General features: G+C 62.6%; 17 protein-coding genes and 1 tRNA gene. 8 read left to right on the forward strand and 10 right to left on the reverse strand.

From position 1 onward, the window contains the following. Positions 1–36: 36 nt before the first annotated feature. The 7 genes from ACEWPL_RS17660 to ACEWPL_RS17690 form a co-directional block, all read right to left on the reverse strand. Positions 37–540, reverse strand: a complete 504-nt coding sequence (locus tag ACEWPL_RS17660; protein ID WP_393928794.1) for a fasciclin domain-containing protein — start codon at positions 538–540, stop codon at positions 37–39. A 122-nt stretch (positions 541–662) separates the two neighbouring features. After that, the gene (locus ACEWPL_RS17665) at positions 663–1,499 is read right to left on the reverse strand and encodes a hypothetical protein (protein WP_393928792.1); all 837 of its coding nucleotides are present in this window, start codon (positions 1,497–1,499) and stop codon (positions 663–665) included. Next, positions 1,492–3,999 carry a GcvT family protein gene (locus ACEWPL_RS17670; protein ID WP_393928790.1) on the reverse strand — a complete coding sequence of 836 codons (2,508 nt, stop codon included), beginning with the start codon at positions 3,997–3,999 and terminating at the stop codon, positions 1,492–1,494. The genes ACEWPL_RS17665 and ACEWPL_RS17670 overlap by 8 nt, the downstream gene beginning before the upstream one ends. 112 nt (positions 4,000–4,111) lie before the next feature. Then, entirely contained in the window at positions 4,112–4,762 is a 651-nt protein-coding gene (locus tag ACEWPL_RS17675; protein WP_393928788.1) for a hypothetical protein, read from the reverse strand. Positions 4,763–4,862: 100 nt separating this feature from the next. Continuing rightward, positions 4,863–5,879 (reverse strand): hypothetical protein, encoded by a 1,017-nt coding sequence (locus ACEWPL_RS17680; RefSeq protein WP_393928786.1) that lies wholly within the window; start codon positions 5,877–5,879, stop codon positions 4,863–4,865. Positions 5,880–6,002: 123 nt separating this feature from the next. Beyond that, entirely contained in the window at positions 6,003–7,736 is a 1,734-nt protein-coding gene (gene ggt, locus ACEWPL_RS17685) for a gamma-glutamyltransferase (RefSeq protein WP_393928784.1), read from the reverse strand. A 1-nt stretch (position 7,737) separates the two neighbouring features. Beyond that, complete coding sequence (locus ACEWPL_RS17690; RefSeq protein WP_393928782.1) at positions 7,738–8,718, reverse strand: 2-hydroxyacid dehydrogenase; 981 nt, start codon at positions 8,716–8,718, stop codon at positions 7,738–7,740. Between the two features lie 105 nt (positions 8,719–8,823). On the opposite strand from ACEWPL_RS17690, the gene ACEWPL_RS17695 reads away from it, so the two are divergent. The 6 genes from ACEWPL_RS17695 to ACEWPL_RS17720 all read left to right on the forward strand — a co-directional run bounded on the left by ACEWPL_RS17695 (position 8,824) and on the right by ACEWPL_RS17720 (position 15,116). Further along, positions 8,824–9,324, forward strand: a complete 501-nt coding sequence (locus ACEWPL_RS17695; protein WP_393928780.1) for an SH3 domain-containing protein — start codon at positions 8,824–8,826, stop codon at positions 9,322–9,324. Positions 9,325–9,464: 140 nt separating this feature from the next. After that, a tRNA-Gln gene (locus ACEWPL_RS17700) sits at positions 9,465–9,539 on the forward strand. Continuing rightward, positions 9,540–12,377 (forward strand): tyrosine-type recombinase/integrase, encoded by a 2,838-nt coding sequence (locus ACEWPL_RS17705; protein WP_393928778.1) that lies wholly within the window; start codon positions 9,540–9,542, stop codon positions 12,375–12,377. Positions 12,378–12,611: 234 nt separating this feature from the next. After that, a complete protein-coding gene (gene repB / locus ACEWPL_RS17710) occupies positions 12,612–13,595 on the forward strand; it encodes a plasmid partitioning protein RepB (RefSeq protein WP_393928776.1) in 984 nt (327 codons plus the stop codon). Next, complete coding sequence (locus ACEWPL_RS17715) at positions 13,592–14,233, forward strand: AAA family ATPase (protein ID WP_393928774.1); 642 nt, start codon at positions 13,592–13,594, stop codon at positions 14,231–14,233. The genes repB and ACEWPL_RS17715 overlap by 4 nt, the downstream gene beginning before the upstream one ends. 70 nt (positions 14,234–14,303) lie before the next feature. Then, entirely contained in the window at positions 14,304–15,116 is an 813-nt protein-coding gene (locus ACEWPL_RS17720) for a phosphoribosyltransferase (RefSeq protein WP_393928772.1), read from the forward strand. A 244-nt stretch (positions 15,117–15,360) separates the two neighbouring features. Here the strand turns inward: ACEWPL_RS17720 and ACEWPL_RS17725 are convergent, their stop codons facing one another. From ACEWPL_RS17725 to ACEWPL_RS17735, 3 genes are read right to left on the reverse strand one after another with little or no spacing between them, the layout of a single operon-like run. Next, positions 15,361–16,149: an ImmA/IrrE family metallo-endopeptidase gene (locus ACEWPL_RS17725; protein WP_393928770.1), complete on the reverse strand. Its 789-nt coding sequence runs from the start codon at positions 16,147–16,149 to the stop codon at positions 15,361–15,363. Then, positions 16,146–16,559: a hypothetical protein gene (locus ACEWPL_RS17730; RefSeq protein ID WP_393928768.1), complete on the reverse strand. Its 414-nt coding sequence runs from the start codon at positions 16,557–16,559 to the stop codon at positions 16,146–16,148. The genes ACEWPL_RS17725 and ACEWPL_RS17730 overlap by 4 nt, the downstream gene beginning before the upstream one ends. Then, entirely contained in the window at positions 16,546–17,124 is a 579-nt protein-coding gene (locus ACEWPL_RS17735; protein WP_393928766.1) for a hypothetical protein, read from the reverse strand. The genes ACEWPL_RS17730 and ACEWPL_RS17735 overlap by 14 nt, the downstream gene beginning before the upstream one ends. 174 nt (positions 17,125–17,298) lie before the next feature. On the opposite strand from ACEWPL_RS17735, the gene ACEWPL_RS17740 reads away from it, so the two are divergent. Further along, entirely contained in the window at positions 17,299–17,838 is a 540-nt protein-coding gene (locus ACEWPL_RS17740; protein ID WP_393928764.1) for a multiubiquitin domain-containing protein, read from the forward strand. Next, positions 17,835–18,209 carry an E2/UBC family protein gene (locus ACEWPL_RS17745; protein ID WP_393928762.1) on the forward strand — a complete coding sequence of 125 codons (375 nt, stop codon included), beginning with the start codon at positions 17,835–17,837 and terminating at the stop codon, positions 18,207–18,209. The genes ACEWPL_RS17740 and ACEWPL_RS17745 overlap by 4 nt, the downstream gene beginning before the upstream one ends. Positions 18,210–18,278 lie beyond the last annotated feature (69 nt).

Below are 18,278 nucleotides of genomic sequence, written 5' to 3' on the forward strand. Positions count from 1 at the left end.
GATCGCCGGGCTTTCCTGTTCAACCGTGCCGGATGCTTAGGGCAGCAGCACCTTGTCGATCACATGGATCACGCCATTCGTCGCCATGATGTCGGCAGTGGTCACGTTGGCATCATTGACGCGCACAGCCGCACCGTATTTGCCGCCCCTGCCGTCTACCCGCACGGTGCTGCCCTGAACCGTGGTGACGTCCATGCGCTGGCCCAGAAGCTGGTCAGATGTGACCGCGCCGGGAACGACGTGATAGGTCAGGATAGACGCTAGCTTGTCCTTGTTCTCGGGCATCAGCAGCATGTCGAGCGTGCCGGCCGGTAGCGCGTCGAAGGCCGCATCGGTCGGCGCGAACACGGTGAAGGGGCCCGGCCCACGCAGCGTATCCGTCAGCCCGGCGGCGCCAATGGCCGCCGTCAGGGTCGAGAACTGCGGGTTCGACGAGGCGATATCGACGATATCATCTCCATCGTCCATCTGGGCGCAGGCACCGACCGCGGCGAGCATACCGGCAGCGGCAAATGATTTGATAATTGAACGGCGCTTCATGAAATATCCTTTCGTTTTCACATCTGTATGATGCGAACTAGTGCGACAAATTGGGCAAGCCAAATTTTTCGTGAAAATTTTACGCGGCGGCGCGAATTTCTGCCCTCGCGGTCATTTTGTCGTCAGTCCCGCACGTAGCTTTGCGCGACCACCCAGACAGCGGTCAGCAGAAGGGCGGGTAGCAGGAAAGTTCGGAAGATCAGCACGGCCAGGATGGACAGGTAGCTGGAGATGATCTCGTCGGCGTTCGTGACGACATTGCGGACCTGCGCCAGGATTTGCTGTCCGCTGGCCACGTAATCGACACCTGTACTGAAGCTGTTCCGCAAACCGCTCAGCATACCCGGCTCCTCGGGCGCGGGTTCGAGCGGCTCGGGGGCCACTTCGGGCACTTCGATGACGATATCGTCGATGACGGCCTGATGCCGGGTCAAAACGGAGCCGGTCAGCGGAACGGCCAGCCAGTCGGACGCGATCAGGCAAAGCGGCAGGCCCAGCGTCAGCACAGCGCCCATGACACCCAGTTTGCGCGCGCCGGGCCGCAAGGGCAATCGGCGGCCCATCAGCATCAGCAGGCAGGCCGCCGCAATCATCGTCCCGCCAACGGCTCCGACCGGCCCCATCGCCACCGCCAGCAGGCCGGATACCAGCATAATCGAAAAAACCGTCGCCGCGATGCGCTCGATCGTGTCGTCAATCGGCTCGAGGACCTTGCCGGGCTGGAAATTGCCCGACACACCAACCGATGCGCCGACCTCCACCTCCTGGGCCGTCGAGAGGAGCGCGTTCAGCGTCCGCAGCGTGACATAGGTCGCCGCGCTGACCTTGGCGATGGATTCGGCATACTCGCCGGCCTCTTGCGCCAGCGGGTTCCTGTCATGAAAGATCGCCGCGCCGAGAGACAGCGCAGCGACCAGGATCAGGAGGAGGGCCGGACGCCGGCCCCTGCCCTCAGCCATCAAGACGGATGACCTCGTTCTTCGGATCATAGGGGCTGTCCTCGGTCACGGTCGCGTCCCAGAGCTCGTCCATGATTTTTACCTTGAGGACAGTCCCCGGCACCGCCAACTCGGGCTTGATGTAACCCATGCCGATGCTTTTGCCGAAAGCCACCGAATAGCCGCCCGAGGTAAGGCGCCCGATGCGCTCGCCGCTAGTCGTGTACAGCACTTCGCGGCCCCAGGGATCGGCATCGTCCGGCCCGTCGATGAGGAAGGTCGCGCATTTGGCGCGAACCCCCGTCTCAACCATCGCGGCCTTGCCGTGGAATTCCTTGTCCAAATCGACAAAGCGCGGCAGATCAGCTTCAAGCGGGGTCGCATCGCGACCCAGCTCGTTGCCGAAGGCGCGGTAGCTTTTTTCTTGCCGCAGCCAGTTCTGGGCGCGGGCACCGATCAGTTTTAGCCCATGCTTTTCGCCCGCCTTTTCCAGCAGGTCGAAAAGGTAGTTCTGCATCTCGATCGGATGGTGCAGTTCCCAGCCCAACTCGCCGGTATAGGCGACGCGGATGGCGTTGACGGGGCACATGCCCAGCTCGATCTGGCGCGCGCTGAGCCACGGGAAGCGCTTGTTCGAGAGCGCGGTTGAGGGGTCGGTGTCGACGATGACGTCCCGAAGCACGTCGCGCGATTTCGGCCCGGCGATGGCGAAGACGCCCCATTGCGTCGTCACGTCCTGGATCTCGACATAGCCAAACTCCGCCATCTTGTCCTCGGCGGCCTTGCGTAGGAAATCGGCATCATACTCGGTCCAGGCTCCGGCCGAGACGAGGTAATAGATGTCCTCGCCGGTGCGCACGATGGTATACTCCGTACGCGTCGTGCCATGCGCGGTCAGCGCGTAGGTCAGGTTGATCCGGCCCACCTTCGGCAGCTTGTTGCAGGTGAACCAGTCAAGAAATGCGGTGGCGCCCGGGCCCTTGACGATATGCTTGGTGAAGGCCGACGCGTCGATCAGCCCCACGCCCTCGCGGATCGCCTTGGCCTCATCGACCGCGTGCTGCCACCAGCCGCCCCGTCGGAAGCTGCGCGCGTCGTGGTCGAAATTCTCCGGCGCATCGAGCGGTCCGAAATAATTGGGCCGCTCCCAGCCATTGACGAAGCCGAACTGCGCGCCGCGCGCCTTTTGGCGGTCATAGGCTGGCGCTGTGCGCAAGGGCCGGCAGGCCGGGCGCTCTTCATCGGGGTGGTGGAGGATATAGACGTGCTCGTAGCATTCCTCGTTCTTGCGCGCGGCGAACTCGGTGGTCATCCAGTTCGACGAGTAGCGCTTGGGATCGAGGCTTGCCATGTCGATCTCGGCCTCGCCCTTGGTCATCAACTGAGCGAGGTAATAGCCGGTCCCACCTGCCGCCGTGATGCCGAAGCTGAAGCCCTCGGCCAGCCACATGTTGCGCAGGCCGGGCGCCGGGCCGACCAGCGGGTTGCCGTCGGGGGTGTAGCAGATCGGGCCGTTGAAATCGTCCTTGAGGCCGCATTCCTCAGCCGATGGGATGCGGTGGTTCATCGCCATGTACTGATCCTCGATCCGGTCGAGATCGAGCTGGAAGAGGTCCGCGCGGAAGCTGTCGGGCACGCCGTGTTCGAAGCGCGAGGGCGCGCCGGGCTCGTAGACGCCCAGGATCCAGCCGCCGCGCTCTTCGCGGACATAGGATTGCGCGTCGGCGTCACGGATCACGGGATGCTCTACATTGCCCTCCGCGCGGAATTTGACCAGCTCGGGGTCCTGGTCCATCACGATGAACTGGTGCTCCACCGGGATCGCGGGCATCTTGATGCCCAGCATCTTGGCGGTGCGCTGCGCATGGTTGCCGGAGGCGGTCACGACATGCTCGGCGGTAATCATTATCTGTTCGTCCGAGGGCACCAGGTTGCCGCCCTTCTCGACCATCTTGGTCGCGGTTACTTCCCACGCCTCACCATTCCAGTGGAAGGCGTCGGCCTGCCATTTGCGCTCGATCATCACGCCGCGCTGGCGCGCGCCCTTGGCCATCGCCATCGTGACGTCGGCGGGGTTAATATAGCCATCGGTCTGGTGGTAGAGCGCGCCTTTGAGGTCATCGGTGTGGATCAGCGGCCATTTCGCCTTGATCTCGTCGGGGGTCATCCACTCATAGGGCACGCCGCAGGTCTCGGCGGTCGAGGCATAGAGGCGATACTCGTCCATCCGCTCTTCGGTCTGGGCCATGCGCAGGTTGCCGACCACGGCGAAACCGGCATTGAGGCCGGTCTCTTCCTCAAGTGTCTTGTAGAACTTGATCGAGTAGTCGTGGATATGCGTCGTCGCATAGCTCATGTTGAAATAGGGCAGAAGGCCCGCCGCATGCCAGGTGGAGCCTGAGGTCAGCTCGTCGCGCTCCAGCAGCATGACGTCGTCCCAACCGGCGCGCGCCAGGTGATAGGCGATCGACGTGCCGACGGCACCGCCACCGACGACTAGAGCTTTGACTGTGGTTTTCATGCGCTGCGACTCCGATGGCATTGATTGCCCACGGTTCTATCAGTTTCATATCGCGGCGCGCAGCCCATCCGACCAATGGGCGCGCGAAACCGACACGCGGCAATCCTGCGCGCTAATGTCCCAATACGGCGTCCAGCCGATCCAGCGGGAAATAGGGCGCCAAGAGCGGGCGCAGCTCGGCCCGGCGGGGCCCGGCGGGATCATAGAGCGCGTGGCAGAGGTAATCCTCGAGAAGTGCACCCTGCTGTTCATAGCCGAACTCGAGAAAGCTGGCATCCTTACCCGGCGAGTAGAAATAGGGGTCCATATTCATCAGGCTTTCCAGCGCGGCTCGCGTGGGGCGATAGCCGGTGGTGTCGCGGTTCTGCCATTGCCAGACATGGACCAGCTCATGGGCGAAGACCAACGCCTGGGGAAAGCGCGCGGCATCTGGCCAGGCAGGCGCCAGATCGCCGCGGTAGAATTCGCGGCTGAAATGCACGCGGTTCCATAGCGCCCAGCCGGGCGGCGGGCCGCTGCGCGGCTCGGGCGCGGCGCGGGTGCAAAGCCCGGTCACGGTGTTTTCTTCGATCACCGGGTAGAGATCGGATGTGTCCGGCGCGGCGGGCGCGGCCGGGATGGGCGTAAAGCCGCGCGCGATGCGCACCGCGTCCACATCCAGCGTCGGTCCGATCACATCGGCAGCAAAGCGGCGCTCATTCTCGGTCAGCGGACGTGTGCAGCCCGAAAAACCCGCGATCAGCACGGACGTTGCGAGCGCCAATGCGATGTTCCTTGCCAGATAGCCCATTCGTCCTGCACGCTCCGCCGATCCCAGGCCACAGTTTCGCGCAGCGCGGCACATGTTCCAAGGGGGCGCAGCCTCAATCGCGGCAAAAACGGCTGGCCGAGCCGTCGAGGCAGGCCTTGCCGCCCGAAAGAGTCAGGCGGCTGGGTTTGGATGCCCCCTCCGAAGCGGGGCCGGTTGCGGGATCGACGGGCGCAAACTCGCTTGGCACGAGATCGGTAAACGCGTGCTCGGTCATTGCACCTGATCCAGCATCACGGCCTGCCAGCAACACACTGAGCCGCGCCGCCATGACCGCGTCGCGGTCTGCACCGCCGTCTGCCAGGGCCACACCCGCCTGCAGCCCCAGCAAGACGTCGGCGACTTTTGCCTGCACACCGACCGGCAGATCAGGTGCGGCGCTGCCGAAATACGGCAACGGATCGCTTAGAAGGCCATTCAGCCCGTCATAGTCGACCGCAGACAGAAGGGCGCGAAGATCGGCCTCGGGAGCAGTGCTGACGACGCGGATCCGGACAATATCGTCGAACCCGATCACGGATTCATACGAATCATACTCTGCGCCAAATTGCATGATGACCGGGTCATCGGCATCCAGGCGATCTGCGGCGCGCCCATAGGCGGCGCCGTCAATGACGGCCCAGCCGGTGCCAGCCGTCTGTGCCACCTTCTTCAATTTGCCAAAGAACCAGCGCGACTGGTTGCAATCCTCGCCCGCAGCGACATGCTCTGCCCGGAGCGCAATCGTCGCGTCGCCACGCTGATAGATCCAGCCCTGAATGCCGGCGGCCGTGCCCGAAGCGACGCGTGAATTGCCGTCAGGCTTGATCCATGCGCTTCGCGTCCAGCTTTCGGGCGCATCCGGCAGGAACACCTCGGCACCTGCGGCGCGGCTATCCGGGTTGCCTCCCGGCAAATCTGCGCCGTTGCCCGCCACACAGCGATCCCCGAACCGCCCGGAAAAACTGGCGATATAAGCGCCGGGCGAATAGCCGCTCGGGGCGGCACCGGCGATGCTGGCCTGATTGGCATAGTCGATGGCCCCCAATGCGGCCAGCGCGACGACACCGAATCCGACGGCGAAATAGTTCATGTCTGCATCTCCGCATCACTCATGACGGGTGCGATTTTGGAGGGCAAACCGGGCATTTTCGAGATATGCGCGCGGCAGTTTGGCGGCAGGTAACGCGCTTCGAACCCTATGGCGACGCGGGCCTCAGTCGCCGATGGCCAGCCCCTCGCGGCGCGGATCAGCCCCGCCAGTCAGCGCCTCGCCGATCGCGATGGCATGAAGGCCTGAATTCAGACCGCGCAGCTCAATCTCATAGCCCATCGCCTGCAAGGGTCCGGCCAGCGCCTCGGCGCTCGTGCCCTGCTCCAGATCGTAGGTGCCAAACCGGTTGACGGCATGCGGCATGGCTGTGATCGCCTGCACATCCATTCCCCAGTCCAAATAGGCGATGATGGCATTCGTCACATAGGGGATGATGCGGCTGCCACCGGGGCTGCCCAGTACAAGGCGCGGCGCGCCGTCCTTGAGCACGATGGTCGGCGCCATAGACGAACGCGGCCGTTTGCCCGGCGCGGCGGCATTGGCGATGGGCACGCCACCCTCATGGCTGGCAAAGCTGAAATCCGTCAGCTCGTTGTTCAAAAGAAACCCGGCGGCCATGAGGCGCGAGCCAAAAGCGTTCTCGATCGTTGTCGTCATCGACAGCGCGTTGCCGTAGCCATCGACAATCGAAATATGCGAGGTCGAAGGTATCTCGACCGGGATGTCATCTGCCCAGTTTAGCGCGTGGTCGAACTCGGGCGCGCCCGGCGCCACATCCGTCAGCGCCGCATCGCCCTGCAAGAGCGCGCCGCGCTGCGCGAGATAGCCCGCGTCCAACATCCCCTCGGTCGGAACCGGCACGAAATCGGGGTCGGCGACATAACGGCCCCGGTCGGCAAAGGCGAGGCGGCTGGCATCGCCAATGAGGCGCCGCGCTTCGGGCGCGCCCGGTCCAAGCGCCGCCAGATCGTATTGCGCCAGCGCGCCCAGCGTCTGCCCCACGGCGATCGCCCCGGACGACGGCGGCCCCATCCCGCAGACCTCATGGCCGCGATAGGGTGCGCAGACAGCGGGGCGCTCTTTCACCGTGTAGAGCGCCAGATCCAGCAGGCCGAGCGTGCCCGGATTGCCGGGCGCCGATTGTACCGCGCGGGTGATCCGGCGCGCGATATCGCCGGTGTAGAATGGCGCGGGACCCTCGGCGGCAAAGATTTCCAGCGTCTGCGCATAGGCCGGGTTGCGCAGCCGGTCCCCAGCCTTTAGCGCCCGGCCGCCCGGCAGGAAATAATCGCGCGTGGCGGCAAAGCGGTCCAGCGTGTCGGCATTGGCCACAATCGAGGCAGCCATGCGGGGGCTGACCTCGAACCCCTCGCGCGCATGATCCAGCGCCTCGGCAAAAAGGTCCTGCCAGTCCAGTCTCCCCCAGCGCGCATGCGCCTCGCCCAGAAGCATCGGCGTGCCCGGCACCCCGACCGAGCGGCCCCCGACCACGGCATCGAAGAACCCCATGGGCTGACCGGCCTCGTTTTGGAACAGCAGCGGCGTCGCGCCCTGCGGCGCCGTCTCGCGCCCGTCAAGCGTGGTCAGCGCCTCCGCCTTGGCATCCCACCAGACGAGGAAAGCGCCGCCGCCAAGGCCCGAGCTTTGCGGCTCCACCAGACCCAGCACCAGTTGGGCCGCGATCATGGCATCCGCCGCCGTCCCGCCCTGCCCCAGCACGCGCGCGCCGGCCCGGCTGGCCAGCGGATGCGCGGTGACGATCATCCAGTCATCGGCCGTGACCGGCCCTTGGGCCGACTCCACCTCGAACGCGCCGATCTCGGGCGCGACCGTATCGGCGGCTTGCTGCGCCGTCGCCGTGGAGGCGGCAAACGCCAGGGCGATCAGCCAGCGCATGTCACAGCATCGCCGGAACGACCTGATCAGGCGGGCGATGCCCGTCCGCCCAGGTCTTGATGTTCAGAAGCACCTTCTCGCCCATCTCGATCCGCCCCTCGACGGTGGCCGAGCCCATATGAGGCAGAAGGACGACATTCTTCATCTCGCGAAGGCGCGGATTTGCCGCATCCTCGTAGACGTCCAGCCCCGCCCCCGCGATTTCACCGGCGCGCAGCATCCGCGTCAGTGCATTCTGGTCAATCACCTCGCCGCGCGAGGTATTCACGATCACGGCCTCGGGCTTCATCAACTTGAGGCGGCGAGCGTTCATCAGATGAAAGGTCGAGGGCGTATGCGGGCAGTTAACCGAGATCACATCCATCCGCGCGACCATCTGATCAAGGCTTTCCCAATAAGTGGCCCCCAACGCCTCTTCGGTCTCGGGGCGCAGGCGCTTGCGATTGTGATAATGCACCTGCATCCCGAAGGCCGCCGCGCGCCGCGCCACCGCCTGCCCGATCCGGCCAAGGCCCAAAATGCCTAGGCGCCGCCCCGAGACGCGCCCGCCCATCAGCGCCGTGGGCGACCAGCCGGCCCATTCGCCCGATTGCATCAGCGCCAGCCCCTCGGGGATGCGCCTGAGCGTGGCGAGGATCAGCGCCATGGTCATGTCGGCGGTATCATCTGCCGACACGCCCGGCGTGTTGGACACCAGGATGCCGCGCTGCCGTGCCGTCGCCACGTCGATATGATCGACGCCAGCGCCATAGTTCGCGATCAGCTTCAGCCGGTCACCCGCCTGCCCGATCAGCCCCGCATCGATCCGGTCCGTCAGCGTCGGCACCAGTACATCACTGTTGCGCGCGGCCTCTGTCAGCTCTTCGCGCGTCATCGGCGTGTCATCGTCCCGCAGCGTTGTATCGAACAGCTCGCACAGGCGTGCCTCGACCGGGTCCGGCAGCCGCCGCGTCAGGGCGACACTCAAACGTTGAGATGGCATGGGACGCCTCCTTGATCTTCCATATTCCGCGCTCTGGTGTCATGGTGGCGCAGGAACGGGCGAGGCACAAGAACCCCGCAGACGAGAACGGACAGATTTCCGGCCATGAGCAGAATATCCAACCTTTCAATCGCGCTGACGCTCTGCGCCGCGCTGCCCCTTGCCGCCGCCGCGCAGGACCGGGGGCCGGTGACGAACCTGCCCCTGCCCCGCTTCGTGTCGATGAAGGCCGCCGAGGGTAACGCCCGGCGTGGGCCCAGCCGGACGCACCGCATCGACTGGATCTTCAAGCGGCGCGACACGCCTCTGGAAATCACCGCCGAGCATGGCCACTGGCGCCGCGTGCGCGACCGCGACGGCGCGGGCGGCTGGATGCATTATTCTCTTTTGTCGGGCGTGCGCACCGTGATTGTCGAGCGCGACATGCTGCAGATGCGCGCAACGCCCGACCCCAATGCCCTGGTCACCGCCCAGCTGGAGCTGGGCGTGATTGCCCGCATCGAGGAATGCCAGCCAACATGGTGCGAGTTGCAGGTCGGCGGGTATGACGGCTGGGTGCCCAAGGCCGCGATCTGGGGCGTCGGCCCCGACGAAATTCTGAACTGACCGGCCCCCGCAGCCGCCCCGCCAAGGCCCACATCCGGTCCCCTGCCAGCCGCCACACCGCCCATCATAAACTTTCGGCGGAATTTTTCATCGACGGGTCTTGCACCCCAAAGCGCCTCGGTTTAACACCCACGCCAAGTTGGGGTGTAGCCAAGCGGTAAGGCATCGGTTTTTGGTACCGTGTATCGTAGGTTCGAATCCTACCACCCCAGCCAATGACCACGAAAAATTACATACTTCCCAATGGGATAGCCGTTGATCAAGCGGCCAGCCTCCCGTCTCCACGTCGCGGTGGTTCACAAACTGGTTCACATCCTGCGCGCTATAGAACGCGTGAACCGTCGAGAAAGTGGGGGCTTCACCTCGTCCGCAGAAACGGCATCTTCTACTTCCGGCGGCGCTGGCCCGAAAAAATCCGCTGTTTCGGCGCGCCCGCTTTTCTGTCTGTCTCGCTGCGCACCCAAATTCTCTCCGAAGCGGTAAAGCGGTCGGTCGACCTGCTCTGCGCAGTCGAGGCAGGAGAGAAGCAGGTGCTCGAAGAACTTCAGGACAGCCCGGTCAGCGAGACCCGGGTTCAGGCGATTTTAAAAGAGATGGTGCGGCGTGCCGTGGCCGCGATGATCGCCCGCCAGGAAAGCGACACGTCCGTTGGTAACTCCGAAGCCTGCCTCCGCCGAATCGACGCAGAGACGAGCCGTATCCGCAACGCCCAGCGCGCCCGGGACTGGTCGGTGGCCTCCGGGTTCGCGGAAGATATCGCGCGGCAGAACGGTCTCGATCCCGCTGCTGTCGAGGCCCCCGCCGTTGCCCGGCAAGTGCTATCCCTCCTGCGGCGCCTCAACGACTTGAGCTCCCGCGTTGAGCGGGACTTCGATGACCCGCTCGATGCGGGGCGCGACCTACTGATCGATCATGGGTTGGCGCCGACCCGGGAGGCGATGAAGCCGCCCATGCTGCTGTCGGAGGCGATCGAGAAAGCCTGCGAAGAGGCCCCGCACGACGTGGAGATCAAGATCCGGGTCATCGGAAAACTCGCCCTGGCGTATTTCGGCGACGTGCCCATGGCATCGATCGTGCTCGAGCAGTCTTTCGAGTTCCTCTTCAATGTATGGATGCTACCGAAGGGCTGGGGAAAAGGCCACGGCCGGAACAGGCATGAGAAGAGTGGCAAGGACTTGTGCCCCTTGCAAGAGATCCGCGACGCAGATGCGAAAGACGCTCAACTGCTGGAGGAAATCCTGAGTCTCGACACGCTGTCAATGCCGGACAAGCGCCGCCAGCTTGTGCTGGAACTGATACCGCGGCTCACCGACGGATACCTTTTTGTCCAGCGTGACATGCTCAATCGAATATTCCGAGCCGCGCTCGGGCGGAAACGTGTCGGACGGGATGTGGATGACGACGATCGCGTCGTTCCCTCCCACGCGCAGCTGAAGAACAGGTTGCGTGCCTGGCACAAGTCTCAGAAGACAACTTGCAAGCTTCCGAAACGCGTGTCGCGCCCGAAGCGGCGAATGTCCTGGTCGCTCGAGCACGTGTCGCGGCTCCTGCGCTCGCCGATCTATCTCGGCACATCGTCACCGAAGCAGCGCAGCCGGAAGGCCACCGCGCGCAAACGCATCATCATCCGGGACGCGATCTACTGGGTCCCGCTCATCATGATCACGATGGGCGTCCGACCAGAGGAAATCCTCCAGGCCGCGGTGCCGGACGTGGTGCGCCGCGACGGGATCCTCTGTCTCTTCGTCGGAGACGAAGAGGATGCCGTGCTGAAGAACGAACAATCCCGGCGCGTCCTGCCGATTCCAGAGATCCTTCTCGAACTGGGGTTTCGGGAGTGGATCGTGGCGAAACGCAAATTCGGGGAAACTTGGCTTTTTCCGGAGATCCAGCCCGACAAAAGCCACGGTCGACGCTCCCAGATCTTCGGCGACCGCCTGCGGAACCTCCTGAAGACGCTGAAGCTCCACGACGCACGTGAAGACATCTACGCGATGCGGCGCACGCTTTCTTCCAAGCTTTTGAGCCGGGGCATCGATACCGGCACTCGCCAGAGGATCCTCGGCCACCTCGAGGGCACGACCATCGACCGGCACTATTCGGATCACGGCCTTCTGGAGCTGAAGGACCTCTTGGACTCCGTGGATTACGGGATTGAGGTCGGCCGCGACAGGCGGTTCGATTTCCCGGTCATCGTGGGCAACCGCACCGCTCTGCAGACGGCTCTCGACGTCGAGGTGGCCTTGACCGATCGGCGGGAGATCTCGGCCGTTCAACTCCGGGACTCCGAGACCGACGAGATCGTGTTCGAAGCCACCATCTCCGGCCGCAAGGCTCCAGCGGCCTATCCCTGGAATGATTGCGAAGCCCTTGAGGAAAAGGACGCTGCAGCTCGGATCATCTCGTTCGGCCGGCAGTATTCGCTCACGATGCCGGCCAACGAAGAGGCCACGGCAGCGGTCGAGCATCTGCTGATCCTGGTCGATGACAAACCATTCTACACTCCCGCCGCGAAGCCCAGCGTCGCCAAGGAAACAGAGGAAACCGAAAACGCGCCTGTGGCTGATGCTGAATCGGTGTTCCAGGAGCCAGGCTGTCGTCCTGTCGATCTCGTGGCGGGCGATCTTGTGGTGTGCGCTCTTCCGAGCCGGCGCGCTGGCTTCACCAAGTCGACTGCGCGTCCGGGAATTGTCGTGAGCACTCGGACAATGGCTGGGCGGAAATTTCTCGATATCGCCTGGGGTGGCCCGATCGAGACTGCGTGTCCGGCGCCGCATGAGCTCGCGATTGGAGAGGCCGTCGAGATGGCCGAAGCCAAGCTCGACATTCCGACGCGCTTCGATTTGCGGCGGCGCTTCCTCGTGCCCGAGGCGGATACTGAAAGGCTGCATCATCGCCTCGGGCGCATAAGCAAGAGCGCCGAAAACAGACTTAGGGAAGGTCTTCTTTGTGCTGGTGACGTGTCCCCAGAGCCGGTCGCAGAACCGGTCAGAAAACAGCGGCCTTTGGTTGTAGAACGGAGGCGCAGCAGGAGCGTGCGTCCGCCAAGTTAAGGTAGCAAACAGTAGTCGGTGGTCGACGAGCAGACCGATCCCCGAGGCTGTCCTAATTGGTCTTGGCGGTGACACGCTTAATGCCCCACCTTGTTGCGAGACCAATGCCTTTGCCCGCTGCCCCTCTGCCTCGGTTTGCAACGCCGTGATGCCGCAGGTGCGCCAGGCCAAGAAACAAGCCGATCCGCAGGCCGGCCGCTGACGCGGCCCCTGCATCCAGAGAAGGAACGCCCCATGGCCGCACGTAAGAGCTCCCCGCGGGACCTGGCCGCGAAATCCAGGAAAGACGGGTTGGCAGCTGCCAACGCCGGACCCGTGGCAGGCCGGATCGCAGAACTTGATCCGGGCTTGGTTCATGCTGGCGGCCTCGAGGACCGCATTGACGTGAGCCAAGCAGAGATTGCCACTTTGGCGGAGAGCCTGCGCAAGGCCGGACAGAAGGTGCCGATCCTGGTGCGGCCGCATCCTGATAAGCCGGGTGAATACGAGATCGTCGCTGGACGGCGGCGCCTCGCGGCCTGTCGACTTGCCGGGATCAATGTGCGCGCCGAGATCCAGGACCTCGATGACGCTTCGCTCGTCATGGGGCAGGCAATCGAGAATATCGCCCGCGAAGACCTGACCTATATCGAACGCGCGAAGCTCGCCGCGCGCATGGTCGATGAAGCTGGACTCGCGGCCGCAGACATCGACACCGCCTTCTCCTGCGGAAAGACAGACAGATCGCGATATCTCAAGATCGGACGGGGCGTCCCCGATGACTTTCTGTCTTTCATTGGCAAGGCACCCGGGATCGGACGCCCCCGATGGGAGAAGCTCGTGGCCCACATGGCGAGCGACAAGACAGCGCTTCCCCGGATGCGTGAGGAGTTGGCAGCTGCCAACACCGAAGATGGCCGCCTCAGCGGGCCTGATGCCCGCTTCTCTCATCTCTACGACGCGGCCTTCCGGTCGGAGGTCAATCACAAGCCCGCCGAGCCCAGGACCTTGTCCGGTGACGAGATCTGGGTGCCCTCACATGACAAACCCGTCGGCACAATCAAGCGAACCGGGTCCGGTGTTCAGCTGACGCTTCGTGATGCCCCGGAGCCGGGCTTTCTCGACTGGCTCGCGGAGAACGGGCAACTTCTTGTCGTGCAGATGCTTCGGGAATACGGCACCTACCGGATGACCGAGGATCTCAGTAAGGCCGACAAAGACGAGAAGGCAAAAGAATGAGCCGGAAAACCAAGATCATCGCGGTCGCCACACAGAAGGGCGGCGCCGGCAAGAGCACGATCTCCATTCATCTTGCAGTTCAGGCAATGCAGTCGAAGAAGAACGCCCAAGTGATCCTGCTGGATCTCGACCCCCAGGGATCTGTCGCGGACTGGGCGCAGCTCCGCGAGGTCGAGGATCCGATCGTTTTGCAGGCCATGCCCGGCAATCTCTCTGCCTATCTCTCTCAGGCGCAAGAGGATGGCGCGGACTATGTGGTGATCGACACGCCGCCCCACGCGGGCGGCACCATTGATGCGGCGATCCGTGCGGCGGACCTGGTGGTCATTCCTATTCGACCTGGGCCTTTTGACATCAAGGCAGCTGCGGGCACGGTTGAGATCATGGCGCAGGCTGGCCGGCCGGGGATTTTTGTTCTGAGCCAGGTGGCTGCGGTTGGACCCGAAGGCGATGACACCGCCGCCGTGTTGCAGGATCTCTATCCGGACGTGCTGGTGGCGAAGGCGCGGCTTGGCCAGCGCAAGGCGTTCATGCAGGCGCTGATCTCCGGGCAGGCGATCACCGAATTCGACCGGCCGAGCTCGAAAGCCGTGGGTGAGATCAAGGCGCTGTTCCGGGAGGTGCGGAGCAAGCTGTGAATCCAGGCATTCATAGCTACCGCTGTATCATCTATCGAGAACTCGCCGAGGAACAGAAAGTCATATTTACGTGGGAATTGTAGTTACCGAGAGGATCGAAGAAGGCGAAGATACCGTTCTCGATGTCAGTATCGACCTGAGGCACAATGACGGGGTCGATATGTCTCTGTCCGGGAATCCGACTGTTATGACAGTGGACGATTTGCAGGTCTTTTCTCTTTTTCGGCGTCGTCGCCTCTCAACCATCGAAGCGGATGGTAATCCTCTCATCTACGCCCTCAAAGAACTGAATGGATATGCGATTGACGAAGCTGGCAAGGAGATCATGTGGAAAACGGCAGGCGAGATATTTCGAGCCTGGACATGCCCGTGGAAACCAACCCACGTCGTCTCCATCCCTTCCAGGCATTCGGTGAGCTTCGACCTGGCGTCCAAGATTGCAAGCTTTCTGGAGGTGGACCACGTCCCGGTGGCCCTTGTCCACAAGAGAACTGTCGCCGAGGTCCTGGAGGAAGCCGAGACCCTGAAGGACAGCGGTGCTGTGTCAAAGAGCGACATCAAGGCCTTCAAGAGCCAGCTCGGCCGTCTCTCAACAGCCCCGCCGGGAAAAACCTTCCAGATGAAGGAGGTCAATGTCCGTGTCAGGCAATACTTTCACCCATGGCGGATGGCTGAGGAGGCCAAGGACTTCATTGGTCACGATCTTCTTTTGGTCGACGATCTAATCGGGAGTGGTGCTTCGCTCTCGACTTGTGCCAATTGCCTGGTTGAGAACGGGCTCGCTGTGGTCGGCGGGATGAGCTTGTTCAGCCCTCTCGATCGGGAACTTGCCAAGAAGTCGAAAGGAGCGCGCCGCAAGAGGCGCAGAGGTGGAAAACCTTGACTTGAAGTGGCCTTTTTGCTACCTACATCTCAATCACAGACCGCACATACGCCCTGCGGTCTTTAAAGATAAAGCTTGGAGTGCCTTAGGGCACGTCAAGTGGGTCCGAGCCGCGCCGTTGAACGAGGCCTCCCGATAAGCGGGGATATCGTTCTTCCCAGGGATCGGCGGGAGAAATACGGAGGCGGGGAGATGATTGACTCATCTTCCCGTTTTTGCGTTAGCGGGTTGGAAGCTGCCAACTTCACCGCGCCATCATGTATTCGCTCTTCAGGACCAGCAATGTCATGACCTCGTCGTCACCCACACGGAACGATTGCTCAGCAAGCTCATACCGATCGGCGCCCTCTGTATCGAACCAGGTGTCCGCGTCCATAAGAGACAGCGAGATGTCGTCACGGACTCCCTTGTGCAGGATATCGTGAGCGTTGCTCTGTGGGTCGAGTGATCGACGCAGGAACCATCGCTCCCCGACGCTCTTCGATCTCTTGAACCAGTTGAGGCCGTCGCGGCTGTAGGAGGCCAGGAGACTCGGCTCGAAATCCAGATCCACCAAGCGATACGCCATGGCCGTCTTGCTGACAGAAAAAGCGTCCGAAAGAAGACGGACGGTGCTCATATCGAATTTCCGGAAGTCGTTCAGTGCGGTCTTGAGCATGAACTCCGGCATCAACAGCTCTGAGGCGAACCGGTTGGCGCCCTTCTCCCGGGACATTCCTCGTTCCCGCCCCTTGCTACCCCCGATATCCTCTTTGGCGCAAAACAGATGTTCTCCCCTGTGCCATTCCCAGTGCCCCAGTTCGTGTGCGAGGGAAAACCTCTGGCGCCGTAGATTTCCATGCGCGTCGTTCACGGCGATTATCGCGCGGCCGACGTCGGCTCGACCATGGATGCAAGCCTCACATCCGTTCATTTCCCGGTAGTCGACCTTGGCACCTTGAAGCCAGGCAATGGCTTCAAGGTTGATGTCTTCCGGTCGCTTCAGGCGCAAAGCCTGGAGGATCTCCTCAGCACGACGCGGAGAATGGGTCATTCATCATCTCCCTTTTTGTCGGGCCAAGCGTCATCGTCAAACAGGTCTTCCAAGTCCTTCTCGATCGCTTTTCTGTCTCTCTCGGACAGCTTCTTTCCATGGCGCGCGGCCACCGTATCCGGCATGAAGCTGTCGGGTCGGCTCTTTGGCCTACGCTGGGGCATGGAGACAACATTCTGGTTGCGCGTCGCACGATCCTTTTCTGCCGCAGCCTTGGCTTCCTTCATTGCCATTTCGGCGACCTCGTCTTTCGCGGTCTCCAGCCAAGCCCTCATGCGATCGCCGAAAGCAGCAATGTCCTCCCCGGCCTCTTCAGCCTCTTTCCGAACATCCTCGTCAGAAGCATTCGTGATAGCTTCGTCGATTTCCTCCGCCAGGCGATCTTGAAAAGTCTTCTTATCCTTCGCCATTGAGCATATCTTTCATTTCCGGGTGGGCGTTGCGTGTCCTTTTGACCCGCTGCACCACCGTGTTGTATTCCCCTTCATTCCAGTCGAGACCCGTCATGATCTCGAACTTCGATTGCCCTTCCTCCAGAGCCAGCAGATATAGCTGTGCATCGTCATCACCCTCGAAGAGCGCCATAAAGCGGGCCATGAACTCTTTCTCGAAGAGCTGACCTTCCTGGTTGCACGACGAGGCAATGTCCTTCGCGGCTTCCATGTCCTTGTCGGTGTGCTTGCGAAACCCGATCTTGGGGCGCTCCGATGCGATGCTCCTCATCACACCGGAGAGAAAGTCGATAAGCGCAACACCTTTGGGCCATTGGCGCGTCCCGGTGATCTCGCTTTTCATCACCCTCATGACGGCCTCTTGAAGTACCTCCTCTTCGTCGCCGGCCCGGTTGTTCCGAATGCACCAGTTCCGCGCCTTCTGAAGGAGCTTCCGGACTGCGACATCATCACGGAAGAGAAGGTCCAGTTCGTCATTGAATTCCTTGAGAGTATGGAACTCCTGGGGGGTATCTTTCGCCATGCCAATCGCCGTCCTCGCTGCTCTTCAAATGTATATGCGCACGCAGCGATCTACCGCGGTCAAGAAAATCTAAAAAAAATCTGAAGGCTGCGAACGCGAACCCTCTTGTGCCGCGCATACACCCTTGAAGGCGCCTGCTGCGGGCGTCGAGCAGGTAATAAGAGGATTACTACCATGACTACCAAACAGATCGAAATCGAAGATCTCTTGGCCGCCCTGAAGGCCGGACGCAAGCCCCGCGACCACGGCCCCTACAAGGTCAAGGTCGGGGACCACGATCTGAAATTCACCGACGCTGTCATCGACGATCCGACGCCCACCGGCCGCAAGATCATCGAGGGGGCCGGCTTCCGCAAGGCCGAGGAACACCTGGTGTTCCAGGTGCTGCGCAACGGTGAACTCGAGGAACTGCGCCTCGAGGAAACCACGGATCTGCGCCCCGGCCGGGTAGAGCGCTTCCTGGTCTTCCCGAGCGCGAAATCCTTCCGCTTCGACATCGATGGCAAGCGCCTCGAATGGGGTCACAAGGTCATCAGCGGGCGCGTGCTCAAGAAGCTGGCCGGGGTAGATCCCGCCAAGTTCGCCGTCTGGCAGGTGATCCCTGGCAAGGATGACATCCTGGTCGGCGACACCGATCTGATTTGCCTCGCGGATGCAGGCCTGGAACACTTCTTCACCGGCGTGCCCCAGACCACGGAAGGGGGTGCGGCATGAGTCTCCTGCCCCGTCAGGATCGCCGCTACCTCGAAGGGCGCGGCATCACCGTTCGCGAGGTCATCGAAGGCGCGAAAAAGGGCGTGATCCTCACCGGGATCACGCTGCCGGAAGGTAAATATCAGGTCGCCCAGGTGGATATCCTGATCATCCTGCCGCCCTCGTATCCCGAGGCCGCGCCCGACATGTTCTACGCCGCGCCGCATCTCAAGCTCGTTGCCGGTCAACGTGAGCCCCGCTGCACGCAGGCTCGAGAGGCCTGCGGTGGCCAGACTTGGCAGCGCTGGTCTCGCCACAACAACCAGTGGCGTCCCGGCACCGACGGCATCTGGACCATGCTGAAGCGGGTCGAAGAGGCCCTGGAGTGTTGATTGTCACTGAGAACTGACCCGGCATTGTCACCGAGATCTGACCCACCCAGTTGTTATGATCTGCTGATC

Source organism: Roseovarius roseus, from assembly GCF_043355935.2.
GTDB classification, from domain to species: Bacteria; Pseudomonadota; Alphaproteobacteria; order Rhodobacterales; family Rhodobacteraceae; genus Roseovarius; species Roseovarius roseus.